The organism is Bacillus sp. FSL L8-0654 (assembly GCF_038629965.1).
Taxonomy (GTDB): Bacteria; Bacillota; Bacilli; order Bacillales; family Bacillaceae; genus Bacillus; species Bacillus safensis.
The window spans coordinates 2,146,034-2,170,857 of sequence record NZ_CP152026.1 but is presented as its reverse complement, the minus strand read 5'-3'; the positions used below and the strand labels follow the sequence as shown (position 1 = coordinate 2,170,857).

The window sequence follows — 24,824 nt, the reverse complement described above, 5'->3', positions numbered from 1 at the left end:
AGACGACAGAGCAAGCCATCAGAGCGATTACGTGATCGAATTTATCTGTCAACCTCTTCGTATGAATCGGAAGAGGTTTTTTTATGCGCTCAAAACTGGAAAAACGAAAAAAGACACGTCATAATGAAAGGAAGCATCATATTTAGAGGTGACCTATGACGAAAATTTTTGCACACAGAGGCTTTAAAGGCATTTATCCTGAAAACACCATGATAGCTTTCGAGCATGCACTTCTTTCGGGAGCTGACGGAATTGAGCTGGATGTTCAGCTGACGAAAGACGGAAGACTTGCTGTCATTCACGATGAGAAACTGAACAGAACAACGAACATGAAAGGTTTAGTAAAAGACCATACATATGAAGAATTAAAAGCAGGAGATGCGAGTCATTCTTTCTACGAAGAAACCGGTGCTGTATCCATTCCTCTTTTAGAGGAAGTATTAGAGCTAGTGACGCAGCAATCATCACTCATCATCAATATTGAACTGAAAAACTCCATTTATCGATATCCGGGTATCGAAGAGAAAGTAAAAAAGCAAATCGAGCATTTTCAAATAGAAGATCGTGTACTTGTTTCATCGTTTCATCACGGCAGTTTAGCTCTTTTTCACAAACTGATGCCGCATGTTGAACTAGCTGTTCTTACAATGGATGTGATCCATCAGCCGGAGATGTATATAAAAACAGTACCAGCAAGAGGCTACCATCCGAATATAAAGGGTGCCGGCGTGACCAAAGAGGTGGTGTCAGCACTCCATGCCGCTCAGCAAGTGATCAGGCCGTTTACAGTAAATAGTGAAAAGCAAATGAAAAACATGTTTTCCTTAGGTGTCGATGGCATCTTCACTGATTTTCCTGATCGAGCCGTGAAAATAAGAGAAGAAATGAAATAAAGACCTGCTCTAAATCAGCGGGTCTTTTTTCACGTTTTATCTCTGCTTAAAGCGAGCAGTCACTTTATTTCGTTTACGGTCTCTATATAAAATAAAGCCAGCCACTACATAAAGACCACCCCCTAAAAATAACAACCCTGCAATTCCTTGCAGCCATAAATATGGAAATGGTGCAATGATGATGCCGAAAACAGTGTCACGCAGCAGCTTAATCCCAAGTGCTGCAAGCGCGCCAGGTATTAAAATAATCACTAGTGCAAGTATTCTCCCCATCAAATGTCCCCTTAAACGTCATTTACTTCCATTGTCTAATTCAAAAAATATTTTGTCAAGAAAGGAAAACGTGGTAATATAAGAGTTGTGCAATTTTTTGCAACGGAAAAATATGGTGTGCAAATTTTTTCATATAAAGGGGTAACGGGATGCAGAGAGTCTTGATTGTCGGTGCAGGACAAGGTGGATCAGCATTGCTTGAAACATTGCTGAAAACAAATACGATTCAAATCATTGCGATCGCCGACCTTGATCTTGAGGCACCGGGGATGGTAGAAGCGAAAAAGAATGGAATTGAGACGACAACGGATTGGAAAGAATACATAAAAGATGACATTGATATCATCATTGAAACAACAGGCAGTTCAGCAGTGCTGAAAGAACTGATTGAAAAAAAGCCAGAGCACGCAGTTATTGTGCCAAGTTCAATGGCTTACGTCATATCAGAATTAATGTCAGAAAAACAGCAGCTGATTCAAATATTAAAGGAACAAACCTATAAGCATGACCGCATTTTTAATGCAACGAATGACGGGATGATTTTTATAAACATGGATGAAGAAGTCGTCCTGTTTAATCGATCAGCGGCCAAAATGGTTGGATGCTCGCAAAAAGATGCGATTGGCCGTCATATACGAGAAGTGATCCCAAATACAAAGCTTCCCGACATTTTAAGATCGAGAGAGCCAGAATTTAATCAAAAACAATTTTTGAATCAGCAAATACAAATTGTTACAACGCGTTTGCCGATTATTGATGACGCGGGGAGAATGCTAGGTGCTTTATCCATCTTTAAAGATATTACAGATGCCGTTGAGCTTGCGGAGGAAGTAACCAATCTTAAAGAAGTGCGAACGATGCTGGAGGCGATCATTCAATCGTCGGATGAAGCCATATCAGTTGTGGATGAGCAGGGAAAAGGGATCTTAATCAACCGGGCTTATACGAAAATGACTGGATTAACAGATAAAGAAGTTGTGGGGAAACCAGCAGGTGCAGATATTTCTGAAGGAGAAAGCATGCATTTGAAGGTACTTGAAACAAGAAGACCCGTTCGAGGCGTCAGAATGAAAGTCGGACCGAATAAAAAAGATGTGATTGTCAACGTAGCGCCAGTCATTGTTGATGGCATTTTAAAAGGCAGTGTCGGTGTCATTCATGACGTATCAGAAATTCAATCACTCACGAATGAATTAAATAAAGCAAGACAGCTCATCCGCACACTTGAAGCAAAGTACACTTTTGAAGACATCATTGGAGAAAGTGAACAAATGCTTGTGGCACTTGAGCAGGCAAAGCTAGGCGCGAAAACACCAGCCACGATATTACTCCGGGGAGAATCAGGTACTGGAAAAGAGCTGTTTGCGCACGCCATCCACAATGAAAGTGACCGGAAATATAATCGCTTTGTACGGGTCAACTGTGCGGCCTTATCAGAGACCCTTTTGGAGTCAGAGCTTTTTGGCTATGAAGAAGGAGCATTTTCTGGTGCAAGGCGAGGCGGGAAAAAAGGGCTGTTTGAAGAGGCGAATCAAGGCAGCATTTTTTTAGATGAAATTGGCGAAATGACGCCAAGTACACAGGCGAAGCTGCTTCGTGTGATGCAGGAGAAAGAAATAGTAAGGGTAGGCGGAACAAAGGCTATACCGGTCGATGTTCGTGTGATCACGGCGACAAATGTCAATATTGAAAAAGCGATGGCGGAAGGAAAGTTCAGAGAAGATTTATATTATCGAATGAACAGATACCCGATCTCCATCCCGCCGCTAAGGCAGCGCCTTGAGGATATTGACTCGTTAAGCAAACGTCTCATCCAAAAGATCAATTTAGACTATGGACGGAATGTGAGCGGGTTAACGGAACAGGCACTTAATAGACTGCGGTCATATAAGTGGCCAGGAAACGTAAGAGAGCTTGAAAATGTACTTGGACGAGCCATGATCTTTTTGAAACCGCAAGAAGAATGGATTGATGAAGGGCATATTTCTTTCATGGAGTCAGAAGATCAGGAAGAAAAAGAGCAGCAGGAACTGACTGTCAGTCAATTTGAGGGAGAGACGCTTTCGGATGCTGTTGAGGCATTTGAAGCGCAGCTGATTAAACAAACCCTTGAAAAGCATCAATTCAATCGCACGAAAACAGCGAAAACGTTAGGGATCAGCATTCGGAACCTTTACTATAAAATGGACAAATATCAACTTGCAAAAGATAGCATGCAATAAAATGCATGTAATCTGCAAAAGATTGCACGAATGTCATGCGAATTGCCTCATATTCACTGCATTTCAAACTGGCACGGAACTTGCATATAAAACATGAACCGAGCACAAGGAAAGGTGGGCATATATGAAGCTTGACGATCTGATTATGAAAGCCGCCCAGCTGCAGAATAAAACGGCGGCTGTGGCTCATGCAGAAGACGAAGAAGTGCTTCATGCCATCAAGATGGCAATTAAGCGAAAGGTCGCTCGCTTTCTCCTGGTTGGGAACAAACGCAACCTGAAGGAGCTAGTGAAGCAGCATGAAATCAATGAGGACTGGATAGATATTATTCATTCAGATTCTCCCGAAGAATCTGCCAAAATTGCCGTTCAGGCAGTGAGCGAGAAGCATGCAGATATTTTGATGAAGGGGCATGTCCCGACAGCCGTTCTTTTAAAAGCGGTACTGAATAAAGAATATGGGCTCAGGACGACAAGTGTCCTATCACATGTTGCGGCATTTGAAGTACCGGGCTTTGACCGCTTTATTTATGTCACGGATTCTGCGATGAACATCTCGCCCGATTTAAATATGCTGAAAGAGATTACGATCAACTCTGTTCAAGTAGCACAAGCTGTCGGAAACGACATGCCAAAGGTTGCAGTGCTCTCTGCGGTGGAGGTCGTGAATCCGGCAATGGATTCAACTTTAACTGCGGCAAGTCTTGCGCAAATGAACCGGCGGGGGCAAATTTCTGGCTGCCTGATTGATGGGCCACTTGCTTTAGATAATGCCATTTCTCAAACGGCAGCTTCTCATAAAAATATTACAAGTGAAGTAGCCGGCCATGCAGATATTTTGCTTGTGCCAACAATTGAGGCAGGAAACATTCTTTATAAATCTCTCATCTACTTTGCACATGCGAAGGTGGGAGCTGTAGTGGCAGGAGCGAAGGCACCGATTGCTTTAACAAGCCGGTCTGATTCAGCCGAAAGTAAGCTTTATTCAATTGCGCTTGCCATCTGTACATCAAATTAAGCGGAAGTAATAGGAGGAATAACACGATGGAACTTTTTAAATATATGGAACGATACGATTATGAACAGCTTGTATTTTGTCAGGATGAGCAGTCTGGCTTAAAAGCGATTATTGCGATTCATGATACAACACTTGGGCCGGCACTAGGCGGAACGAGAATGTGGACGTATGAAAACGAAGAAGCAGCCATTGAGGATGCACTGCGTCTAGCGAGAGGAATGACTTATAAAAACGCGGCAGCAGGACTTAATCTTGGCGGCGGAAAAACGGTCATCATCGGTGATCCGAGAAAAGACAAAAATGAAGAAATGTTCCGTGCATTTGGACGTTATATTCAAGGGCTGAATGGCCGCTATATTACAGCAGAAGATGTCGGTACAACGGTAGAAGACATGGATCTCATTCATGAAGAAACCGATTTTGTCACAGGGATCTCTCCTGCATTTGGTTCTTCTGGAAATCCGTCTCCCGTCACAGCTTACGGTGTATACAAAGGAATGAAAGCCGCTGCCAAAGCTGCATTTGGGACCGATTCATTAGAAGGAAAAACAATTGCCGTTCAAGGCGTAGGAAATGTCGCTTACAACTTGTGTAAACATCTGCATGAAGAAGGCGCGCAGCTCATTGTCACAGATATCAACAAAGACTCTGTCAAACGTGCTGTTGAAGACTTTGGCGCAAAAGCAGTCGACCCTGACGATATTTACGATCAAGCATGTGATATTTATGCACCGTGCGCACTTGGTGCAACCATTAACGATGTGACCATTCCTAAGTTAAAAGCAAAGGTGATTGCAGGTGCTGCAAATAACCAGCTAAGAGAAACGCATCACGGAGACCTTATCCATGAGATGGGAATTGTATATGCTCCTGACTATGTGATCAATGCAGGCGGGGTGATTAACGTGGCTGATGAGCTTTATGGCTATAATGCAGATCGTGCGATGAAAAAAGTCGAAGGCATTTATCAAAATATTGAACGTGTAATTGAAATTTCAAACCGTGATGCCATTCCAACTTATAAAGCGGCAGACCGATTGGCTGAAGAGCGAATTGAAAGAATGCGCAAATCAAGAAGTCAATTCTTGCAAAATGGTCAACATATTTTAAGCCGTCGCTAATTTGAAGAATGAGTTGAAACGGAGGTTTTGTTTTTGCTGACTAAAGAATGGCGTATTCTCACGATTAATCCTGGCTCTACTTCAACAAAAATTGGTGTGTTTCATAATGAACGTTCTATTTTTGAAACGACACTTAGACATACAGATGAGGAATTAAAGCAGTTTCCTCATATCATTGATCAATTTTCATTCCGTAAAGAAACCATATTGAAAACACTGCATGAACAGGGGATGAACATCTCAAAGTTTGATGCAGTTTGCGCACGCGGCGGTCTCCTTCGTCCGATTGAAGGAGGCACATATGAAGTCAATGAGCAAATGGTGGAAGACCTAAAAGAAGGATATGCGGGCCAGCACGCATCCAATCTCGGTGGAATCATCGCGAGAGAAATTGCACTTGGCCTGAATATCCCAGCTTTTATTGTCGATCCAGTTGTAGTGGATGAACTAAAACCAATTGCTCGTATTTCAGGGCTGCCAACGATCGAAAGAAAAAGCATTTTTCATGCATTAAATCAAAAAGCAGTCGCAAGAAAAACAGCGGCTTCTTTTGGAAAAAGTTACGAAGATTTGAACATGATTATTACTCATATGGGCGGCGGTATCACCATTGGTGTTCATGAAAAAGGAAAAGTCATCGATGTCAATAACGGTCTGCATGGCGAAGGTCCTTTCAGCCCAGAGCGTGCGGGAACCCTGCCGACAGGTGATCTTGTGAATCTTTGTTTTTCGGGGGAGTATACCCAAGAAGAAATGCTCAAACGCATTATTGGTGAAGGCGGGCTTGCGGGCTATCTTGGCACGACAGACGCTGTGAAAGTGGAACGCATGATTGAAGCGGGTGATGAGCGGGCGGCGCTCATTTATGAAGCGATGTGCTATCAGATTGCCAAGGAAATTGGTGCGGCTAGCGCTGTCTTAAAAGGAGCAGTTGACGTCATTGTATTAACAGGCGGACTTGCATACAGCAAACAAATTACGTCAAGTATTCGCGGCTATATTGACTGGATTTCAGATGTTGTCGTGTTTCCAGGTGAAAATGAGCTGCAATCGTTAGCAGAAGGTGCCCTTCGTATTTTAAAAGAAGAAGAATCACCGAAAGAATACCCAAATGATCAACAGGAAAAGAAAGGAGTGACAAGTCATGGCAACTGAATATGACCTCGTCATTCTTGGTGGAGGCACAGGCGGCTATGTAGCGGCCATCCGTGCCTCACAGCTTGGATTGAAAACAGCAGTTGTAGAAAAAGAAAAGCTCGGCGGAACATGTCTTCATAAAGGCTGCATCCCGTCTAAAGCGCTGCTCAGAAGCGCAGAAGTTTATCAAACCGTCAAACGCGCAGCTGATTTTGGTGTTGAGGCAGGAGGCGTTGCCTTGCAATTTGCCAATGTGCAGAAAAGAAAAACAGAGATCGTCGAAAAACTAGCAGGCGGCGTCAAACATTTAATGAAACAAGGAAAAATTGATGTATATGAAGGGATCGGCCGTATTCTTGGCCCATCTATCTTTTCGCCAATGCCAGGAACGATCTCCGTAGAAATGGCAAATGGAGAGGAAAATGAAATGCTCATTCCAAAGCAGGTCATCATCGCGACAGGATCAAGACCGCGTGTGCTGCCAGGGCTTGAAGCAGATGGAACACACATCCTCACTTCAGATGATGCACTTGAACTGCCAGAGCTTCCGCAGTCAATGCTAATTGTGGGGGGCGGAGTGATCGGAATCGAGTGGGCTTCCATGCTCAATGATTTTGGTGTGAACGTCACTGTGCTTGAGTTTGCAGACCGCATTTTGCCAACAGAGGATCATGACATTTCTAAAGAAATGGAAAAGCTATTATCTAAAAAAGGCATCACTTTTGTGACTAATGCGAAGGTACTGCCAGATAGCGTAGAAAAGCAGGAAAATCTCGTGACAATTCAAGCGGAAAAGAATGGAGACATTCAGACGTTTGAAGCGGAAAAACTCCTTCTTTCAGTCGGCAGAGTACCTAATATCGAAGGCATAGGTCTTGAAAACACGGACATCCAAACCGAAAAACAAGGCATTGTCGTGAATGAACATTATCAAACGAAAGAATCGCATATTTACGCAATAGGAGATGTCATTGGCGGGCTTCAGCTGGCACATGTTGCTTCTCACGAAGGGATGATTGCTGTAGAACATATGGCTGGGAAAGATCCAAAGCCGCTCGATGAAACGCTCGTATCTAAATGTGTTTACTCTCACCCAGAAACTGCTAGTGTGGGACTCACTGAACAGGCGGCAAAAGAGCAGGGCTTTGAAGTCAAAATAGGGAAATTTCCATTTATGGCGATTGGAAAAGCACTTGTGTACGGGGAGTCTGATGGATTCGTCAAAATCATTGCCGATCAAAAGACAGATGATATTTTAGGAATTCATATGATTGGTCCTCATGTAACAGATATGATATCTGAAGCTGGATTAGCCAAAGTACTTGATGCAACCCCGTGGGAAGTGGGGCAGACGATACACCCGCATCCGACCTTATCAGAGGCGATTGGCGAGGCAGCCCTTGCTGTTGACGGGAAGGCGATCCATTTTTAATCAAGGAGGGAAACATGATGAGTAACATGCGTCATCAGGAATTAGGATTATCAGATGAACAAGCAATTGAGATATACAGAACAATGCTTCTAGCAAGAAAAATCGATGAACGGATGTGGCTTTTAAACCGTTCCGGGAAAATTCCATTCGTTATTTCTTGTCAAGGGCAGGAAGCGCAGCAAGTCGGCGCTGCATTTGCTCTTAATAGAGAAGAAGATTACGTCTTACCTTACTATCGTGATATGGGGGTTGTCCTTGCTTTTGGGATGACAGCAAAAGATTTAATGATGTCTGGTTTCGCAAAACAAGACGATCCAAACTCAGGCGGAAGACAAATGCCGGGGCATTTTGGGCAAAGAGCAAATCGAATTGTGACTGGGTCGTCACCTGTAACAACGCAGGTTCCTCACGCGGTAGGAATTGCCCTTGCTGGACGATTAGAGCAGAAAAACTTTGTCAGCTTTGTCACGTTCGGTGAAGGCTCATCAAACCAAGGTGATTTCCACGAAGGCGCAAACTTTGCTGCTGTTCATAAACTGCCTGTTATTTTCATGTGTGAAAACAATAAGTATGCGATTTCCGTGCCATATGACAAACAAGTAGCCTGTGAACGCATTTCAGATCGTGCGGTTGGATATGGGATGCCTGGTGTCACTGTAGATGGAAATGATCCGCTTGAAGTATATGCCGCTGTCAAAGAAGCAAGAGACCGTGCGGCTAGAGGCGAAGGCCCGACATTGATTGAAACAATCTCTTACCGTTTAACTGCGCATTCAAGTGATGACGATGATTCAAGCTATCGAGAAAAAGAAGAAGTGCTCGAAGCAAGAAAGAAAGATCCGCTCATCCAATATGAAACGTATTTAACCGAAGGAAACGTCATGACTTCTGAAATGAAAGAAGAGATGACAAAAGAAATCATGCAAATCGTAAACGAAGCTACTGATGAAGCGGAAAACGCAGCTTATGCTGAGGCAGAAAGCGCACTTCGTTACGTGTATGCGGAGTAAGGGGGAAGAAAAATGCCTGTTATGTCATATATAGACGCTATTACACTGGCGATGAAAGAAGAAATGGAACGAGATCCGAAAGTGTTTGTGCTCGGAGAGGATGTCGGGAAAAAAGGCGGCGTATTTAAAGCGACAGCGGGTCTTTACGAGCAATTTGGAGAAGCGCGCGTCATGGATACACCTCTTGCAGAATCAGCCATTGCGGGTGTAGGTATTGGGGCAGCGATGTATGGAATGCGCCCAATTGCAGAAATGCAATTTGCGGATTTCATTATGCCTGCAATCAACCAAATCATTTCAGAGGCTGCAAAAATTAGATACCGTTCAAATAATGATTGGAGCTGTCCAATGGTCATCCGCGCACCTTATGGGGGCGGAGTACACGGGGCACTTTATCATTCACAATCGGTCGAAGCTATTTTTGCTAACCAGCCTGGTTTGAAGATTGTGATGCCTTCTACACCTTATGATGTCAAAGGTCTTTTAAAGGCTGCAGTGCGTGATCCAGATCCTGTATTGTTCTTTGAACATAAACGTGCATACCGCCTGATTAAAGGAGAAGTGCCTGAAGAGGATTACACTCTTCCGATTGGAAAAGCAGATGTGAAGCGTGAAGGCGATGATATCACGGTCATTACATATGGCCTTTGTGTCCATTTTGCGCTGCAAGCAGCAGACCGCCTTGCAAAAGACGGCATTTCCGCTCATATTCTCGATTTGAGAACAGTGTACCCGCTTGATCAGGAAGCGATTATAGAAGCGGCTTCTAAAACAGGGAAAGTGCTTCTCTTAACGGAAGATACAAAAGAAGGCAGCATCATGAGTGAGGTTGCAGCGATCATTTCTGAGCATTGCTTATTTGATTTAGACGCACCAATCAAACGTCTTGCTGGACCAGATATTCCGGCAATGCCTTATGCGCCGACAATGGAGAAATTCTTCATGGTCAATCCGGATAAGGTAGAAGCTGAAATGAGAGAGCTGGCGGCGTTTTAAGAAAGAGGAGGGTTTCAAAGTGGCAATTGAACAAATGAAAATGCCTCAGCTAGGTGAAAGTGTAACAGAAGGAACCATTAGCAAATGGCTCGTTTCACCTGGCGATCATGTGAATAAATACGATCCGATTGCGGAAGTCATGACAGATAAAGTGAATGCAGAAGTTCCGTCATCTTTTACAGGAACGATTACAAAGCTATCGGCTGAGGAAGGCGAAACGCTGCAAGTAGGAGAAGTGTTCTGTGAAATTGAGATAGAAGGAAGCGAGCAGCAGAGCGAGAAAGAAGAAGCAGCACCTGAGCAAAGCGAAGCGCCTGAAGCAGATCAAACAAATGAGAATCAAAGTCAAAAGAAACGTTATTCTCCAGCCGTTCTTCGTTTAGCAGATGAGCATAGCATTGATTTAGCCGCTGTTCAAGGTACAGGAGCAGGCGGCCGAATCACTAGAAAAGATTTGCTGCAGCTCATTGAAAACGGCGGCGTTAAAGAGAAGACAGCACCTGTCAATGAACGTGCCGTTCAACCGGAGCCTGCGCAGCCATCTCAAGCAAAAGCGGCACCTGCCGTCCCTTCTATGCCTGGTGATGTTGAGCTGCCAGTCACGCCGATCCGTCAGGCAATTGCGGCCAATATGCTGAGAAGCAAACATGAAATTCCGCATGCATGGACGATGATGGAAGTCGATGTGACAAATCTAGTGACAAGAAGAAATCAGCTGAAGGATCAGTTTAAAGCAAAAGAAGGCTTTAACTTGACGTTCTTTGCATTCTTTGTCAAAGCAGTGGCTCAGGCCTTAAAGGAATTCCCTGAAATGAACAGCATGTGGGCCGGAGATAAAATTGTGCAAAAGAAAGCAATCAATGTTTCGATTGCTGTCGCTACAGATGACGCGCTTTTTGTTCCAGTCATTAAGGATGCGGATGAAAAGACCATTAAGGGCATTGCCAAAGAAATTCATGAGCTGGCGTCTAAGGTGAGACAAGGGACGCTCAAGCAAAGTGATATGGAAGGCGGTACCTTCACTGTCAACAACACGGGATCATTTGGTTCGGTACAATCAATGGGAATCATTAATTATCCGCAAGCGGCGATTTTACAAGTAGAATCGATCGTGAAGCGTCCAATGATCGTAAACGGAATGATTGCGGCAAGAGACATGGTCAATCTTTGTCTTTCATTAGATCACAGAGTACTAGATGGGCTTGTATGCGGCAGATTCCTTCAGCGAATTAAACAAATCCTTGAAGGCATTGACGAGCAGACATCTGTTTATTAAAACAACAATTTTCCCCCTCCCGGCATGAGAGGGGGATTTCCACATCTAGGAGAAAGGAGCGATGATATGTCTGGACTAGATTTTTTTGCTTTTCTAACGATTGGTCTCATGTTTATCACAGCGATTGCATTCGCTTTTCTGCGGTATATTTCTAAATCACGCAATCATCCTGAACGATTACTGCTTATCATATCGATCGTTTCAATCATTCAAATCGTGTACTGTCTGCTGATTGTCGGCGGATTTAAAGGAGCAGCCAATAGCTTTTTAGGAATATCACTTCTCGCCGGGACGCTTCTCGGATATGCACTTGAATATTTATACAGACGCTATATCAAAAAAACGCCCGAATCAAAATGATGTCGGGCATTTTTTTATTCTTCTGGAACAATAAAGGTCAAATGCTGTTTTAACACTTCTAAAGAAGAGGGGGCTGTCATATAAACCTCACCATCTGTATCAGCATCCATTTCCTCTTTTGTGTGGATATGAATACTGGACGCTTGAATGAGAGACAGATCGCCGGTGAAATCCTCCAGCTCCTCCCGGTTCATTGAGAAGATTTCTTTTAAAGCAGAGAAACTCGTATTTCTGCAAATTAAGATTTCTGCTTTTCCATCATCAATGGCTGCATGAGGCAAATCAATTCTATTTGTACCGATAAAATGTCCATTCATGACAAGAACGATGACAGCTTCCTCATCCCAGCTTTCCTCTTCTGTCTCAATACGTACGTGAAAAGGATCTGTTTGCTGCAAGGTGCGCAGCGCACTTGTGAAGTAGCTGATTTTGCCGAGTACGGCTTTTTCCTTGTCGTTAATATTGTTGGACGTGTCTGCGATCAGCCCAATTCCCCAAAAGTTTAACACGTATCGATCTTCTGCTTTGATTAAGTCAACCTTTTTTTCTACGCCGTCTACAATCATTTGGGCGGCTTTCTGCATTTGTTGAGGAATACCTAGTGTTCTAGAAAAATCATTGCATGTCCCGCCTGGTAATATCGCTACAGCGGGTCTTTTTTCTAAGCTGCCAATGCCGTTCATGCATTCATGCACGGTACCGTCTCCGCCTAATATGATGAGCAATTCCACCGTTTCATCAATATAACGGCAGAAATCATAAGCATCATTTGGCTGCTTTGTTGGTTTCAAAATGAGTTCATCAATATGTAGAGAAAGAAGAGGCACTGTTTGACCGAGTGTTTTTTCCATGTTTTTTTGTCCAGCATTTCCATTATAAATGAGCATCGCTTTTTTGAATTGTGCCATCACGCAGTTCTCCCTTTCATCTCTTTAACATCACTTTTCCCCAATTTGACAGCTCATAAACGATGTTAGGAAAAAGAGGCGATGGATAAGACAACACATTTGCCCGCAGGCGTTTTCCTTGATATGATGGAGTTAAAATGGTTTTGGTACGCAAAAGGAGTGGACGGACATGAATATTGATTTTAATTTATTTATGAATGATATTGTGAAACAAGCGAGAGAAGAAATTAAGCAGGCAGGCTACACTGAGCTCACATCAGCTGAAGAAGTAGACGAAGCACTGACTAAAAAAGGAACCGCACTTGTCATGGTGAATTCAGTATGCGGCTGTGCAGGCGGTATTGCAAGACCAGCTGCCGGTTATTCTGTTCATTATGATAAGCGTCCAGATCAATTGCTGACAGTGTTTGCTGGGCAGGACAAAGAAGCAACAGCAAGAGCGCGTGAATACTTTGAAGGCTTCCCGCCATCTTCACCATCTTTCGCCTTATTAAAAGATGGAAAAATCATCAAAATGGTCGAGCGTCATGAAATTGAAGGGCACGAGCCAATGGAAGTCGTTTCAAAACTACAAGCCGCTTTTGATGAGCATTGCGAAGAAATCTAATATATGACTTTTGAATGAATAAATATAAAGCAGTCCGGTCTTTAGATCGGTCTGCTTTTTGTTTTATAAGACAATAGAATCAAAATAATTTTAGCAAAATACTATTGCATCTTAAAAAGAAAGTGTTTAAAATACATTATAGTGAATAAATATTCAAATCAATACATGATTTTAAATACTGGGAGGCATCATCATATGAAAAAGTGGTTATTATTACTTATGACAGCTGGTCTTGCAGCTGCACTCGCAGCATGCGGAACTTCTTCTAATAATTCAAACGCATCAGGAGATGACAAGACACTCGTTATGGCGACATCAGCAGATTATCCGCCATTTGAATCAAAAGACGGAGATAAAATTGTCGGTTTTGATGTAGATCTTGCAACAGCACTAGCGAAAAAGAACGGCTACAAGCTAGAAATTCAAGATATGGACTTTGCTAGCCTTGTATCAGCTCTTAAAACAAACAAAGCTGATATTGTCCTTGCAGGAATGACACCTACAGAAAAACGTAAAAAGCAAGTTGATTTTTCTGATGTTTATTACAATGCTAAAAACTTGGTTGTATCAAAGAAATCTAGCGGTATTAAGGCAGAGAAAGATTTAAAAGACAAAACAGTCGGCGTTCAATTAGGTTCTATTCAACAGGATGAAGCGAATGGACTGCAAAAGAAATATAACCTAACAGTTGAAGACCGTAATAAAATTTCTGATATCATTCAAGAGATTAAAGCAGGCCGTTTTGATGCAGCAATTATTGAAGATAAAGTAGCTGCTGGTTACTTGAAAAAGGAAAAAGACTTCCAAGCATTTGGGTTGAACAGCTCAAACGAAGGTTCAGCCATTGCATTCAAGAAAAACAGCGACTTAACAGCGAAATTTAATAAATCATTAAAAGAAATGAAAGATAATGGCGAACTTGATAAATTAATTAAAAAATGGTTTGCCGATGAAAAGTAAGTCAGGAAAAGGATCAGCGTCATTCCAGAAAATCAAGTAGAAAAGCGCTGAAAAGTTCAACTCATGTTGAACTTTTTTCCTGTTTTGTATGAAGGCAGAAAAAAGGAGAATGTCATGTTTGATTTTAAAGATGTAATACCTCAGATGCCCTTTATTCTAGAAGGACTTAAGGTCACGCTTTCTATAGTAGTGGTATCCCTTTTACTTGGATTTATCTTAGGGATTTTATTAACGCTTTGTAAAATTAGTGTGTTTAAACCGCTCATTTGGCTTGCAGATTTTTATACGTCAATTTTCCGAGGCACACCGCTTGTGCTTCAATTGCTCATTATTTATTTTGGTCTGCCTCAGCTTCTTGGGTTTCAAATCGACCAATACTGGGCTGCTGTAGCGGCATTTTCACTCAACTCGGCGGCATACGTATCTGAAATTATTCGTGCGGGTATTAATGCCATTGATAAAGGTCAAAAAGAAGCAGCCGTTGCTTTAGGCATCCCTTATGCTAAAATGATGAAGGACTTATTGCTTCCGCAGGCGTTTAAAAATATTTCACCTGCACTTGTGAATGAGACGATTACACTGACAAAAGAATCAGCGATTGTAACAGTCATCGGACTGGGTGATGTCATGAGACGAGCCTATCAAGCAGGGGCCGTCACGTATAATTATCTTGAACCGCTTATTTTTGCGGGTCTTATCTATTATGTCATCGTGCTTGTTCTCACCTTTGTCGGCAAATCGGTGGAAAGGAAGTTAAAATCAAATGATTAAAATAGAGAAACTCACAAAATCTTTTGGTAAAAACGAAGTTTTAAAGGGGATCGACACCACCATTAAAGAAGGGGAAGTTGTTGCGGTTATTGGACCATCTGGTTCAGGAAAATCGACGTTCCTCCGCTGCATGAATTTACTTGAAAAGCCGACTTCTGGTGTCATTACGATTAAGGACACCGAAATCACCAATCCAAAAACGAATGCACTAAAAGTGCGTGAGAACATCGGAATGGTGTTTCAGCATTTCCATCTCTTCCCGCATAAAACGGTGCTGGAAAATATCACGTATGCGCCAATGAATGTGAAGAATCAATCGAAGGAAGACAGCATCAAACAAGCTGAAGAGCTGCTCAAAAAGGTAGGGCTTTTAGAGAAAAAAGATGATTTCCCTAACCGTCTGTCAGGCGGTCAAAAGCAGCGTGTAGCGATTGCGCGTGCGCTTGCGATGACACCAGACATTATGCTGTTTGACGAACCAACGTCTGCTCTAGATCCAGAAATGGTCAAGGAAGTATTAGAAGTCATGAAAGAGCTGGCTCAATCTGGAATGACACTTGTCATCGTCACACATGAAATGGGTTTTGCAAAAGAAGTGGCTGACCGCGTGATCTTTATGGATGATGGGAAAATTGTAGAGGATGCAAACCCTGTACAATTTTTTGAATCACCGTCTTCACAGCGCGCAAAAGACTTTTTACAAAAAATATTATAAAGAAATAAGAGAAGGAGACTTAACATCTCCTTCTTTTTTTGATTATAATGGGGAAAGTAAAAAAAGTTCATCATTTCACAAAAGTGAATGGAAACAAGACAGAAAAGAGTGAATCACATCATGTTTAAAATCGGCTACCGAACGCTGAAAACAGCATTAGGAACAGCGATCGCTATTTATATTGCACAATTGCTTGGCTTGCAAAATTATTCAGCTGCCGGGATTATTACGATCCTGTGTATTCAGGTGACAAAGAAAAGATCCCTCTTAGCATCGGGAGCCCGCTTTGCAGCATGCAGTCTTGCTATTTTATTTTCTTATTTATTTTTCGATCTGATTGGGTATCATCCTTTCGTGATCGGTTTGATGCTGCTTGTCTTTATTCCGACAACGGTTTTGCTTCGAATTAAAGAAGGGATTGTCACAAGTTCAGTCATCATTCTCCATTTATACATGTCTGGCGGGATTACCCTGCACCTCATCTGGAATGAACTGCTGCTGATTACCATTGGTGTTGGGGTAGCGCTGATTATGAACCTCTATATGCCAAGTGTTGATAAAAAACTTAAACGCTACAGCGAACAGATTGAAGCCAACTTTGCTAAAATCTTTGAGGAAATCGAGCAATACTTAATGACAGGGAAACAAGACTGGACAGGAAAAGAAATACCAGAGACACATCAATTGATCAAAGAAGCGAAAGCTCTTGCATATCGTGATGTTGAAAACCATGTATTAAGACATGAAAACCTATATTACCATTATTTCAACATGAGACAAAAGCAATTTGAAATCATTGAGCGTGTGCTGCCCAAAATTACGTCGATTTCCGTCACAACGGAGCATGGACAAATCATTGCAGAATACATTAGAGACTTACGCGAACATATTCACCCAGGGAACACAGCGCATAAGTTTTTAAGACGTCTCATTGATATGAAAGAAGAGTTCGAGGCACTTCCGCTCCCGCAAACAAGAGAAGAATTTGAGGCAAGAGCGGCACTCTTTCATTTCCTTGGTGAAATGGAACAATATTTAGTACTGAAAAGCTATTTTAAAGGGATGAAAGAATAGAGACGCATGAGTTCCTCCTTCATTGGTCAATCTAATGAAAAAGGAGGAGCCTATGCGTCTTTTATTTTATACCGTACTGACCATGTCCCTTTCACCTATCTGGCCGCTTGGACAAAACCCGCTTCCAGGTGACCCGTTTGTCATTATTAATAAACAAACGAATGAACTTGCCTTTATTGATCAAGGGAAAATTCAAAAAGTATATCCTGCTTCAACAGGAAAAACAACCGATTTAACGCCAGAAGGTGAATTTACGATTATGATCAAAGCGAAAGATCCCTATTATAGAAGAAAGAATATTGAAGGCGGTGCGAAGAATAATCCTCTAGGGCGAAGATGGATTGGATTTGATGCACGAGGAACAGATGGCAGAACCTACGGAATTCACGGAACGAGTGACGAAACTTCGATTGGGAAATTTATCACAGCAGGCTGTGTAAGGCTTCATAATCAAGATGTAGAGCGATTGTTTGATCAGCTTCCAATTGGTACAAAGGTATGGATTACAACCTCAAACGATTCCTTTGAAAAACTTGCCAAAGACAAACAGGCCATTCGTTGATATCGCGAATCACCTGCTTGTCTGCTTTTATTCAAACCTTATAAAAAGGCTGCTGCTCCTGCTAAAAGTGAAGAAACTAACAGCAGGCTAATCATAAGCAATACCATAAATTTCATGAATTTTTGAGACATATCGCACCCCTATAACCGAAGATTTTTGCGACAAGCGCACTTGTCTTTATTTTATCTGGTTTTTTCATATGCGACAAGTGATCAGCAAAGGAAGTGAACGGATGAACCAAATCGATCATATTGCCATTGCCGTCTTTTCTATTAAAGAAACATCTCAAACGCTTCATCAGCTATTTAACTGGCATTTTTCAGACATACAAGAGATTCCTGAGCAGGAGATTAAAGCGTCCTTCGCTTTACTTGATGATCTGCACATTGAATTAATTGAGCCCATCTCAGCCCGCAGTAAACTACATACCTTTTTAACAAAAAGAGGAGAGGGGCTCCATCATATTGCGTTAAAGTCAGATGACATTCAAATGGATCTTAGCCGTCTCGATCACCTTGGCGTGGAGCTTCTCCAAAAAACAGCACAGATGGGCGCCGGCGGAAAGCAGATTGCATTTATTTCACCTAAAGAAACGTCAGGTGTGTTATTTGAATTGTGCGGGTCCTTGAAAGGAGAGAAACATTGCGATGAATGAATCGTTCAATGACTTGACTGAATGGCGGAATAAAGCGTTAATGGGCGGCGGCGAAAAACGAGCAGCGGCTCACAGAAGCAAAGGAAAGCTGACGGTTCGAGAGCGGCTGCATGAACTTCTTGACGAGGGCAGCTTGATGGAAATTCAGTCATTTGCAACAGGAGGTCTGTCAGAGCATGTTGGTGACGGCGTCGTCATTGGAACGGGACTCATTCACGGTAAGCCTGTCTGTGTTTATGCACAAGATGCAACTGTATATGGGGGCTCATTAGGCGAAATGCATGCGAAAAAAATTGCCTCTTTAATGGATCTGGCAGCTAAAAATCAGATGCCGGTCATCGGTCTAAAAGACTCAGGTGGTGCGAGAATTCAAGAGGGTGTGGTATCATTAGAAGGATACGGACAGATTTTTAAACGGAATGTGCTGTACTCTGGTCGAATCCCGCAAATATCAGTTATTTTAGGTTCATGTGCTGGAGGTGCAGTTTATTCTCCTGCATTGACTGATTTTGTCTTCATGACAGAGCAAACAGCTCATATGTTTTTAACTGGTCCGAAAGTAATAGAAAAGGCAACAGGAGAAACGGTCTGTCCTGACCGTCTTGGCGGTGCAAGTGTTCAGCATCAGACGAGCGGGAATGTGCACTATACTGGGAAAGATGAGAAGGACGTGTTAGAAGCGGTTCGAACTCTTTTAACGTACATACAAACGAAACAGCAGGCTGTCACACGCGCTGGGACGCGAAAGCATGATACCGCCGATCCAGGCAGCATCTTGCCAAAGGATCCCTCACGAACTTATGATGTCAAACAAGTGGTGACAGTGATAACCGATCCAGACTCATTCTTTGAAACGCAGCCTTGTTTCTCAAAAAATATTGTCACAGGTTTTGCCAGATTACAAGGAGCCTCCATTGGTGTTGTTGCCAATCAGCCAAAGGTGCTGGCAGGCAGCCTTGATCTTGACGCTGCCGATAAAGCGGCCAGGTTTATTCGATGTTGCGATGCGTTTCATATTCCGATCTTAACCCTTGTGGACGTTCCTGGTTTTTTACCAGGAGAAAAAGCCGAGCATGCGGGAATTATCCGCCATGGGGCAAAGCTTTTATATGCGTACGCTGAAGCAACCGTTCCAAAAATCACTGTGATTTTAAGAAAAGCGTTTGGCGGTGCATATGTCGCGATGAATAGCAAGGGCTTAGGCGCTGACTTTGTTTATGCATGGCCAGAAGCCGAAATTGATGTTATGGGGAAAACGTTCGCAGACGAAATCGTTCATCCTGCTTCGCGCAAGTCTGAAAACAAACCAAGTGTATGGAAAGCGGCTCAGGCAGGTCTGATAGACGATATTTTTATGCCAGCTGAAACGAGAGAGCGATTGATCCGCTCATTTGATGTGCTTCGCAGTAAGGAAGAAGATAGACCGTTAAAAAAGCATGGCAACATACCGCTATAAGAGGAGGAGCATCATCATGATCAATGAAAAACGCCTACTAGACGAATTTTTAGAATTAGTTCAGATTGATTCAGAAACCAAACACGAAGAGAAAATTGTTGAAGTATTAAAAGAAAAATTTTCGCAGCTTGGTCTAAAAGTGCTTGAAGACGATTCAAAAGCGGTAACAGGCCACGGCGCAGGCAACCTTGTCTGCACATTAGAAGGAAATCAAGAGGCAGATACAATTTATTTCACTTCTCATATGGATACAGTTGTACCAGGGAATGGCGTAAAACCAGTCATTGAGGACGGCTATGTGAAAACAGATGGAACAACGATTCTTGGTGCTGACGATAAAACAGGGCTTGCTGCTATGTTTGAGGCGATCCGCGTGCTGAAAGAGAAAAATTTACCGCATGGAACAATTGAATTTGTGATCACAGCAGGTGAGGAATCAGGACTTGTTGGAGCAAAAGCGTTAGATCCGAATTTGATGACAGCGAAATACGGCTATGCCCTTGATTCAGATGGCAAGGTTGGTACGATTATTGTAGCTGCACCAACACAGGCAAAAGTACGCGCAACGATTTACGGAAAAACCGCTCACGCAGGTGTCGCGCCAGAAAAAGGTGTGTCTGCGATTACCATTGCATCAAAAGCAATTGCCAGCATGCCGCTTGGCCGGATTGATGAAGAAACAACGGCGAATATCGGCCGTTTTGAAGGCGGAACACAAACGAATATTGTGTGCGATCAAGTCGATATTTTGGCGGAAGCACGCTCTTTAGAACCAGCAAAAATGGAAGCTCAAGTAGCGAAGATGAAAGAAGCCTTTGAAAAAACCGCTAAAGAAATGGGCGGAAGTGCCGATGTACAAATTGACATCATGTATCCAGGCTTCAAATTCTCACACGGCGATCAAGTCGTAGAAGTGGCGAAAAAAGCGGCAGCAAAAATTGGCCGTCCTTCAGAACTGCAGACGAGCGGCGGAGGCAGTGATGCAAACGTCATTGCAGGCAACGGCGTTCCAACTGTCAACCTAGCTGTTGGATATGAAGATATTCATACGAAAAATGAGAAAATGCCGATTGAAGAATTAGTCAAAACAGCTGAAATGGTTCTCGCCATTATCGAAGAAACGACAAATCCATCGTAAAGGCAGGAGACTCTGTGAGCACGCAAAAGATTATTATTTTTCAGGTGGGGCAAGAGGAGTTTGGCATCAGTGTAGAGCATATTCGTTCGATTGAGAAGGTCCCTTACTTACAAGAAGTATCGAACCTACCAAAAGAAATTAAAGGGCTGATGTCATTAAGAGGAGAGGTCATTCCTGTCAGTGATACAGGCGTGATGCTTCACGGAAAGCCTCTTGATGTGAACGAGCAGTCCAAGGTGCTGCTATTTGAAGTAAACGATCAAATGATTGGCTGTCTTGTCTCAGATGCAAAAGATATCATCGATATCGAGCAAAGTGAGATCAAGCCATTTCATATGAACACGAAGGCCTCTGAATATTTCTTCGGCGTTGTGGAGAGAGAAAACAAAATGATTTTACAAGTGGACCCAAATAAGTTCCTTGGGAAAATTGAGGACCTTGATCAATTGCCAGACCGGTTGAAAGAAGAATTGGCATAATGAAAAGCCCCTTATCTAAAGATAAGGGGTTTATTTTTATTCAGCAGCTGGTTTGGCTTGTTCGTTAGCCGCAGCTTTCGTTTTTGATTTTTGGTACATGACATTTAAAATAATCGTTTGAATCGTGAGTAATAGTCCGCTTGTCATCCAGTATAAAGGAAGAGCAGCGGGTGCATTGATTGAAAGAAACAGCATCATGATTGGGAAAATCATGCCCATTACTTTCGCTTGCTTCAGCGCAGCCTCTGTCTGAGTGCCCGATTGCTTCGCATATTTTTGTGTGACATAAAATTGCAAGAAATACATAGCCCCTGCAAAGACTGCCACCAATAAATCGGTTTGTCCCAAGTTAAACCATAAGAACGTATGAGTTGCGATCTCAGGTGTTGAGCGGATGGCTGAGTAAAAGCCAAGAACAATTGGAATTTGAATCAGCATAGGCAGACAGCCCATTGCCAGCGGGTTCACATTGTTCTCTTTATATACTTTCATCATTTCCATTTGCAGTTCTTTTTGTTTTTCAGGATCTTTTGTCTTCTTCAGTTTGCTTTGTATTTGGTCAATCTGAGGTTTCACCAGTGCCATTTTTTCCTGCATGACTCGTTGCTTCTTAAATTGGTTCGCAAAAAGCGGGAAAATCAGCAGGCGGACAATCAAGGTGACAAACATAATGGATAAACCATAATCATCATGGAAAAAGTTCGCAAGCCAAATGATCAGCTCAGAAAAAGGCTGAACAAAATAATGATGGAAAAACCCATCAGAGCTCGTATTCGTTTGCGCACTCGCTGCAAATGCAGGTGACGCAATCATCATCAAACATAAAGTCGTAAAAACAGTCAATAAACGTTTCAATTCGTTTCCTCCTCATGATTAAAAAAATTTAATTAGTGAGAGGAAGCGAATGGTCTTCATCATCATTTGATGATCTTTTCATTCGAATGACTTTACTAATCCAAGTTGTAATGCGATCGTATATGATAAACAGAAAGTCTGTTCGATTCAAGCAAGATGCGTCCAACTCTTCCAAACGATGTCCACCAAGGTGTTCGTTCATACGGCAGTCTTTTAGTAAAAACGCAATACCGATGGCCGTCAGCGCTGGAAGAATAATCGTAAAGAATTCAACAAGGAAAAAGACTTCATTGAATGTATCAATAATCATGATTATCACATCCATTTCATTACTCACAGTGTACTATACACATGGTTAAATGTCTAACAGAACCGTGTGTATTCTCCATTAAAAAATTCCTTATTTTGTATAAAATAGTAAATGTCATCCAAACTTCATATTTCCTATCCTATAATGAGGGGGATAAAAGAAATGGAGGTTTTGAATATGACAAGTATTTATCCAAAGTTTCGAGCAGCTGCCGTGCAAGCAGCACCTGTCTACTTAAATTTGGAAGCAACCGTTGAGAAATCATGTGAACTGATCGACGAGGCAGCTTCAAATGGTGCAAAGCTTGTGGCATTCCCAGAAGCATTTTTACCTGGTTATCCTTGGTTTGCTTTTATTGGTCATCCAGAATATACGAGAAAGTTCTATCATGAATTATATAAAAATGCCGTTGAAATCCCTAGCTTAGCCATTCAAAAAATCAGTGAGGCAGCAAAAAGAAATGAAACGTACGTTTGTATATCATGCAGTGAAAAAGATGGCGGCTCTCTCTATTTAGCTCAGCTTTGGTTTAATCCAAATGGGGATTTAATAGGAAAACACCGGAAAATGAGAGCTTCTGTAGCAGAAAGACTCATTTGGGGGGATGGAAGTGGAAGTATGATGCCAGTCTTTCAAACTGACATTGGAAACCTTGGCGGATTGATGTGCTGGGAGCATCAAGTCCCGCTTGATCTTATGGCGATGAATGCTCAAAATGAGCAGGTACATGTAGCCTCTTGGCCAGGTTATTTTGACGATGAAATTTCAAGCAGATATTATGCCATCGCAACACAGACATTTGTGCTGATGACATCATCTATATATACGGAAGAAATGAAAGAAATGATTTGTTTAACGCAGGAGCAAAGAGATTACTTTGAAACATTTAAGAGCGGGCATACGTGTATTTACGGGCCGGACGGGGAACCGATCAGTGATATGGTACCTGCTGAAACGGAAGGAATTGCTTACGCTGAAATTGATGTAGAAAGAGTCATTGATTACAAGTATTATATTGATCCGGCTGGACACTACTCCAATCAAAGTTTGAGTATGAATTTTCATCAACAGCCCAATCCGGTGGTAAAACATTTACATCATCAAAAAAATGAAGTATTCACATATGAGGACATTCAATATCAACATGGTATACTTGAAGAAAAAGTGTAAATGAACGTGAAACCTTCTCTTTTTTAGAGAAGGTTTTTTTGAGGAAAGATGAAATAAATCAATGTATAATCAAAAATAGCTGATCAAAATTTAGGTAGACAAGAAAATGGGGTTATGCCAATGTCAAATATTATTTTTCATATAGACATGAATGCTTTTTATGCCAATGTAGAAATGGCGTATGATCCTTCTTTGCGAGGGAAACCTTTAGCCATCAGCGGAAATGCAAAAGAGCGTAAAGGGATTGTTGTGACGTGCAGCTACGAGGCAAGAGCACTAGGTGTGAAGCCCCCGATGCCTTTGTGGGAGGCGAAGCGGCTATGTCCGGGACTCATTGTCCGCACACCGAACTTTGACCGGTACCGCAGCTCCTCACAAGAGATGTTTACAATACTAAGAGAATACAGTGATTTAGTCGAACCTGTATCGATTGATGAGGGCTATATTGATTTAACACATACGCCATATGCCGAGCATGCGGTAAAAACGGCTCATGATATTCAAACAAGGCTTGTAGAGGAACTGATGCTTCCTTCAAGTATCGGCATTGCACCGAATAAATTTTTAGCGAAAATGGCGTCTAATTGGAAAAAGCCAATGGGCATCACCATATTGCGTAAACGAGATGTTCCGAACATGCTCTGGCCGCTCCCTGCTGGTGATATGCACGGGGTTGGACAAAAAACGGCAGAGAAATTAAAAAAAATCGGAATTCATACCATTGAAGACTTAGCGAAAGCGAATGAGTATACGCTAAAAGAATTGCTTGGCATTAATGGACCGAGATTAAAGCAAAAGGCGAATGGTGAACATGACGGCATCGTAGACCCAGAAAGAATATACGAATTTAAATCCGTCGGCAATTCATCTACTCTGCCTCATGATTCGGATGATTCAGATGAACTTGTCACGTTAATTGATAAGCTGTCACAATCTGTGAGTGCAAGGTTAAGGAGAAAAGAAGTGATGGCGAACCGGCTGCTCATCATGATTCGGTATGCAAGCTGGAAAAATATCACGCGAAGTGTCATGCTCACAAATCCAACGGATCGAAAGGAAGACATATTTGAAGCGGCAAAGCAGTTATTCCTTAAACATTGGAATGACCAGCCAGTGAGGCTCTTAGGTGTGACGGGGACAGACCTTGTCGAACGAAAAGCAGCTGTTAAACAGCTTGATTTATTTTCATATACAGAAGATGCAAAAGAAGAGCCTCTCCAAACCATTTTAGATGGACTGAAAGAAAAATATGGAAAGTCATTGGTGCAAAGAGGGATCACCATTAAGGAAAAAGAGAGCAAAACAAGCGGGACAAGTTTTAATAAAGATTTTTTTCAGGACGAAAGAGGAAATGACTAGCCTGAAAACTTGATAAAAGAGGTGATGTTGTGGTAATTTCAAAGGGTACATCATTTCAGCAGTAATC

Annotated in this window: 27 protein-coding genes; 22 read left to right on the top strand and 5 right to left on the bottom strand. The window is 42.3% G+C overall.

Features of this window, described 5'->3' with window-relative positions:
- The first annotated feature begins 155 nt into the window (after window positions 1–155).
- Window positions 156–893, top strand: coding sequence for a glycerophosphodiester phosphodiesterase (locus MHH65_RS11025; protein WP_041117937.1), 738 nt, complete (start codon window positions 156–158; stop codon window positions 891–893).
- Window positions 894–929: 36 nt separating this feature from the next.
- On the opposite strand, the gene MHH65_RS11020 is transcribed toward MHH65_RS11025, so the two are convergent.
- Window positions 930–1,166, bottom strand: coding sequence for a DUF2627 domain-containing protein (locus MHH65_RS11020; RefSeq protein WP_024422931.1), 237 nt, complete (start codon window positions 1,164–1,166; stop codon window positions 930–932).
- A gap of 149 nt (window positions 1,167–1,315) precedes the next feature.
- Between MHH65_RS11020 and MHH65_RS11015 the strand changes: the two genes are divergently transcribed.
- From MHH65_RS11015 to MHH65_RS10975, 9 genes are all read left to right on the top strand, one after another.
- A complete protein-coding gene (locus tag MHH65_RS11015) occupies window positions 1,316–3,388 on the top strand; it encodes a sigma-54-dependent Fis family transcriptional regulator (protein ID WP_268413918.1) in 2,073 nt (690 codons plus the stop codon).
- A gap of 124 nt (window positions 3,389–3,512) precedes the next feature.
- Window positions 3,513–4,406 (top strand): phosphate butyryltransferase, encoded by an 894-nt coding sequence (gene yqiS, locus MHH65_RS11010; RefSeq protein WP_268413920.1) that lies wholly within the window; start codon window positions 3,513–3,515, stop codon window positions 4,404–4,406.
- A 26-nt stretch (window positions 4,407–4,432) separates the two neighbouring features.
- Window positions 4,433–5,527, top strand: a complete 1,095-nt coding sequence (gene bcd, locus MHH65_RS11005) for a branched-chain amino acid dehydrogenase (RefSeq protein WP_003215658.1) — start codon at window positions 4,433–4,435, stop codon at window positions 5,525–5,527.
- Window positions 5,528–5,554: 27 nt separating this feature from the next.
- A complete protein-coding gene (gene buk, locus MHH65_RS11000; protein WP_029708028.1) occupies window positions 5,555–6,682 on the top strand; it encodes a butyrate kinase in 1,128 nt (375 codons plus the stop codon).
- Window positions 6,672–8,096, top strand: a complete 1,425-nt coding sequence (gene lpdA, locus MHH65_RS10995; RefSeq protein WP_041117933.1) for a dihydrolipoyl dehydrogenase — start codon at window positions 6,672–6,674, stop codon at window positions 8,094–8,096. Before buk ends, lpdA begins: the two co-directional genes overlap by 11 nt.
- Window positions 8,097–8,113: 17 nt before the next feature.
- A complete protein-coding gene (locus MHH65_RS10990) occupies window positions 8,114–9,106 on the top strand; it encodes a thiamine pyrophosphate-dependent dehydrogenase E1 component subunit alpha (RefSeq protein WP_208946651.1) in 993 nt (330 codons plus the stop codon).
- Between the two features lie 12 nt (window positions 9,107–9,118).
- On the top strand, window positions 9,119–10,102 hold the full coding sequence (locus tag MHH65_RS10985; protein ID WP_024422925.1) for an alpha-ketoacid dehydrogenase subunit beta: 984 nt from the start codon (window positions 9,119–9,121) through the stop codon (window positions 10,100–10,102).
- Window positions 10,103–10,121: 19 nt separating this feature from the next.
- The gene (locus MHH65_RS10980; RefSeq protein WP_025093000.1) at window positions 10,122–11,378 is read left to right on the top strand and encodes a dihydrolipoamide acetyltransferase family protein; all 1,257 of its coding nucleotides are present in this window, start codon (window positions 10,122–10,124) and stop codon (window positions 11,376–11,378) included.
- Window positions 11,379–11,444: 66 nt separating this feature from the next.
- Window positions 11,445–11,738, top strand: coding sequence for a YesK-like family protein (locus MHH65_RS10975; RefSeq protein ID WP_024428019.1), 294 nt, complete (start codon window positions 11,445–11,447; stop codon window positions 11,736–11,738).
- Between the two features lie 14 nt (window positions 11,739–11,752).
- Here MHH65_RS10975 and MHH65_RS10970 read toward each other — a convergent pair whose 3' ends face one another.
- A complete protein-coding gene (locus tag MHH65_RS10970; RefSeq protein ID WP_268413929.1) occupies window positions 11,753–12,646 on the bottom strand; it encodes a YegS/Rv2252/BmrU family lipid kinase in 894 nt (297 codons plus the stop codon).
- Window positions 12,647–12,815: 169 nt separating this feature from the next.
- Here MHH65_RS10970 and MHH65_RS10965 point away from each other — a divergent pair, with 169 nt between their 5' ends.
- The 6 genes from MHH65_RS10965 to MHH65_RS10940 all read left to right on the top strand — a co-directional run bounded on the left by MHH65_RS10965 (window position 12,816) and on the right by MHH65_RS10940 (window position 17,335).
- A complete protein-coding gene (locus MHH65_RS10965) occupies window positions 12,816–13,253 on the top strand; it encodes a BrxA/BrxB family bacilliredoxin (protein WP_024428021.1) in 438 nt (145 codons plus the stop codon).
- Between the two features lie 195 nt (window positions 13,254–13,448).
- Window positions 13,449–14,213 carry a transporter substrate-binding domain-containing protein gene (locus tag MHH65_RS10960; RefSeq protein ID WP_024422920.1) on the top strand — a complete coding sequence of 255 codons (765 nt, stop codon included), beginning with the start codon at window positions 13,449–13,451 and terminating at the stop codon, window positions 14,211–14,213.
- 114 nt (window positions 14,214–14,327) lie between these two features.
- Window positions 14,328–14,984 carry an amino acid ABC transporter permease gene (locus tag MHH65_RS10955; RefSeq protein WP_024422919.1) on the top strand — a complete coding sequence of 219 codons (657 nt, stop codon included), beginning with the start codon at window positions 14,328–14,330 and terminating at the stop codon, window positions 14,982–14,984.
- Window positions 14,977–15,699, top strand: a complete 723-nt coding sequence (locus MHH65_RS10950; protein WP_024428022.1) for an amino acid ABC transporter ATP-binding protein — start codon at window positions 14,977–14,979, stop codon at window positions 15,697–15,699. Before MHH65_RS10955 ends, MHH65_RS10950 begins: the two co-directional genes overlap by 8 nt.
- A 120-nt stretch (window positions 15,700–15,819) precedes the next feature.
- Window positions 15,820–16,773 carry an aromatic acid exporter family protein gene (locus tag MHH65_RS10945; protein ID WP_075623462.1) on the top strand — a complete coding sequence of 318 codons (954 nt, stop codon included), beginning with the start codon at window positions 15,820–15,822 and terminating at the stop codon, window positions 16,771–16,773.
- Between the two features lie 52 nt (window positions 16,774–16,825).
- Window positions 16,826–17,335, top strand: coding sequence for a L,D-transpeptidase (locus tag MHH65_RS10940; RefSeq protein WP_268413934.1), 510 nt, complete (start codon window positions 16,826–16,828; stop codon window positions 17,333–17,335).
- Window positions 17,336–17,373: 38 nt separating this feature from the next.
- Here the strand turns inward: MHH65_RS10940 and prli42 are convergent, their stop codons facing one another.
- On the bottom strand, window positions 17,374–17,466 hold the full coding sequence (gene prli42, locus MHH65_RS10935; RefSeq protein WP_149126490.1) for a stressosome-associated protein Prli42: 93 nt from the start codon (window positions 17,464–17,466) through the stop codon (window positions 17,374–17,376).
- A gap of 101 nt (window positions 17,467–17,567) precedes the next feature.
- Here prli42 and mce point away from each other — a divergent pair, with 101 nt between their 5' ends.
- Genes mce through MHH65_RS10915 form a run of 4 tightly spaced genes read left to right on the top strand, consistent with a single transcriptional unit; the run spans window position 17,568 to window position 21,063 of the window.
- Window positions 17,568–17,990 (top strand): methylmalonyl-CoA epimerase, encoded by a 423-nt coding sequence (gene mce / locus MHH65_RS10930; protein ID WP_098677440.1) that lies wholly within the window; start codon window positions 17,568–17,570, stop codon window positions 17,988–17,990.
- Window positions 17,983–19,446: an acyl-CoA carboxylase subunit beta gene (locus tag MHH65_RS10925; RefSeq protein ID WP_268413941.1), complete on the top strand. Its 1,464-nt coding sequence runs from the start codon at window positions 17,983–17,985 to the stop codon at window positions 19,444–19,446. Before mce ends, MHH65_RS10925 begins: the two co-directional genes overlap by 8 nt.
- A gap of 16 nt (window positions 19,447–19,462) precedes the next feature.
- Window positions 19,463–20,584 (top strand): tripeptidase T, encoded by a 1,122-nt coding sequence (locus tag MHH65_RS10920; protein ID WP_268413943.1) that lies wholly within the window; start codon window positions 19,463–19,465, stop codon window positions 20,582–20,584.
- Window positions 20,585–20,598: 14 nt separating this feature from the next.
- Window positions 20,599–21,063, top strand: a complete 465-nt coding sequence (locus MHH65_RS10915; RefSeq protein WP_024422912.1) for a chemotaxis protein CheW — start codon at window positions 20,599–20,601, stop codon at window positions 21,061–21,063.
- A gap of 36 nt (window positions 21,064–21,099) precedes the next feature.
- Here the strand turns inward: MHH65_RS10915 and MHH65_RS10910 are convergent, their stop codons facing one another.
- Window positions 21,100–21,879, bottom strand: coding sequence for a membrane protein insertase YidC (locus MHH65_RS10910; RefSeq protein ID WP_046312291.1), 780 nt, complete (start codon window positions 21,877–21,879; stop codon window positions 21,100–21,102).
- A gap of 67 nt (window positions 21,880–21,946) precedes the next feature.
- Window positions 21,947–22,228 carry a hypothetical protein gene (locus MHH65_RS10905; protein WP_024422910.1) on the bottom strand — a complete coding sequence of 94 codons (282 nt, stop codon included), beginning with the start codon at window positions 22,226–22,228 and terminating at the stop codon, window positions 21,947–21,949.
- 162 nt (window positions 22,229–22,390) lie between these two features.
- Here MHH65_RS10905 and MHH65_RS10900 point away from each other — a divergent pair, with 162 nt between their 5' ends.
- Together MHH65_RS10900 and MHH65_RS10895 are read left to right on the top strand one after the other, a co-directional pair.
- On the top strand, window positions 22,391–23,398 hold the full coding sequence (locus MHH65_RS10900; RefSeq protein ID WP_029706059.1) for a carbon-nitrogen hydrolase family protein: 1,008 nt from the start codon (window positions 22,391–22,393) through the stop codon (window positions 23,396–23,398).
- A gap of 114 nt (window positions 23,399–23,512) precedes the next feature.
- Entirely contained in the window at window positions 23,513–24,757 is a 1,245-nt protein-coding gene (locus MHH65_RS10895) for a DNA polymerase IV (protein WP_024422908.1), read from the top strand.
- The last annotated feature ends 67 nt before the right edge of the window (window positions 24,758–24,824 follow it).

What these genes read in the sequence shown, in the direction of transcription:
- MHH65_RS11025 (WP_041117937.1), top strand. Translation starts at nt 156, where the DNA reads ATGACGAAAATTTTTGCACACAGAGGCTTTAAAGGCATTTATCCTGAA.
- MHH65_RS11020 (WP_024422931.1), bottom strand. Translation starts at nt 1,166, where the DNA reads ATGGGGAGAATACTTGCACTAGTGATTATTTTAATACCTGGCGCGCTT.
- MHH65_RS11015 (WP_268413918.1), top strand. Translation starts at nt 1,316, where the DNA reads ATGCAGAGAGTCTTGATTGTCGGTGCAGGACAAGGTGGATCAGCATTG.
- yqiS (WP_268413920.1), top strand. Translation starts at nt 3,513, where the DNA reads ATGAAGCTTGACGATCTGATTATGAAAGCCGCCCAGCTGCAGAATAAA.
- bcd (WP_003215658.1), top strand. Translation starts at nt 4,433, where the DNA reads ATGGAACTTTTTAAATATATGGAACGATACGATTATGAACAGCTTGTA.
- lpdA (WP_041117933.1), top strand. Translation starts at nt 6,672, where the DNA reads ATGGCAACTGAATATGACCTCGTCATTCTTGGTGGAGGCACAGGCGGC.
- MHH65_RS10990 (WP_208946651.1), top strand. Translation starts at nt 8,114, where the DNA reads ATGAGTAACATGCGTCATCAGGAATTAGGATTATCAGATGAACAAGCA.
- MHH65_RS10985 (WP_024422925.1), top strand. Translation starts at nt 9,119, where the DNA reads ATGCCTGTTATGTCATATATAGACGCTATTACACTGGCGATGAAAGAA.
- MHH65_RS10975 (WP_024428019.1), top strand. Translation starts at nt 11,445, where the DNA reads ATGTCTGGACTAGATTTTTTTGCTTTTCTAACGATTGGTCTCATGTTT.
- MHH65_RS10970 (WP_268413929.1), bottom strand. Translation starts at nt 12,646, where the DNA reads ATGGCACAATTCAAAAAAGCGATGCTCATTTATAATGGAAATGCTGGA.
- MHH65_RS10965 (WP_024428021.1), top strand. Translation starts at nt 12,816, where the DNA reads ATGAATATTGATTTTAATTTATTTATGAATGATATTGTGAAACAAGCG.
- MHH65_RS10960 (WP_024422920.1), top strand. Translation starts at nt 13,449, where the DNA reads ATGAAAAAGTGGTTATTATTACTTATGACAGCTGGTCTTGCAGCTGCA.
- MHH65_RS10955 (WP_024422919.1), top strand. Translation starts at nt 14,328, where the DNA reads ATGTTTGATTTTAAAGATGTAATACCTCAGATGCCCTTTATTCTAGAA.
- MHH65_RS10950 (WP_024428022.1), top strand. Translation starts at nt 14,977, where the DNA reads ATGATTAAAATAGAGAAACTCACAAAATCTTTTGGTAAAAACGAAGTT.
- MHH65_RS10945 (WP_075623462.1), top strand. Translation starts at nt 15,820, where the DNA reads ATGTTTAAAATCGGCTACCGAACGCTGAAAACAGCATTAGGAACAGCG.
- MHH65_RS10940 (WP_268413934.1), top strand. Translation starts at nt 16,826, where the DNA reads ATGCGTCTTTTATTTTATACCGTACTGACCATGTCCCTTTCACCTATC.
- prli42 (WP_149126490.1), bottom strand. Translation starts at nt 17,466, where the DNA reads ATGTCTCAAAAATTCATGAAATTTATGGTATTGCTTATGATTAGCCTG.
- mce (WP_098677440.1), top strand. Translation starts at nt 17,568, where the DNA reads ATGAACCAAATCGATCATATTGCCATTGCCGTCTTTTCTATTAAAGAA.
- MHH65_RS10925 (WP_268413941.1), top strand. Translation starts at nt 17,983, where the DNA reads ATGAATGAATCGTTCAATGACTTGACTGAATGGCGGAATAAAGCGTTA.
- MHH65_RS10920 (WP_268413943.1), top strand. Translation starts at nt 19,463, where the DNA reads ATGATCAATGAAAAACGCCTACTAGACGAATTTTTAGAATTAGTTCAG.
- MHH65_RS10910 (WP_046312291.1), bottom strand. Translation starts at nt 21,879, where the DNA reads ATGATGATTGCGTCACCTGCATTTGCAGCGAGTGCGCAAACGAATACG.
- MHH65_RS10905 (WP_024422910.1), bottom strand. Translation starts at nt 22,228, where the DNA reads ATGATTATTGATACATTCAATGAAGTCTTTTTCCTTGTTGAATTCTTT.
- MHH65_RS10900 (WP_029706059.1), top strand. Translation starts at nt 22,391, where the DNA reads ATGGAGGTTTTGAATATGACAAGTATTTATCCAAAGTTTCGAGCAGCT.
- MHH65_RS10895 (WP_024422908.1), top strand. Translation starts at nt 23,513, where the DNA reads ATGCCAATGTCAAATATTATTTTTCATATAGACATGAATGCTTTTTAT.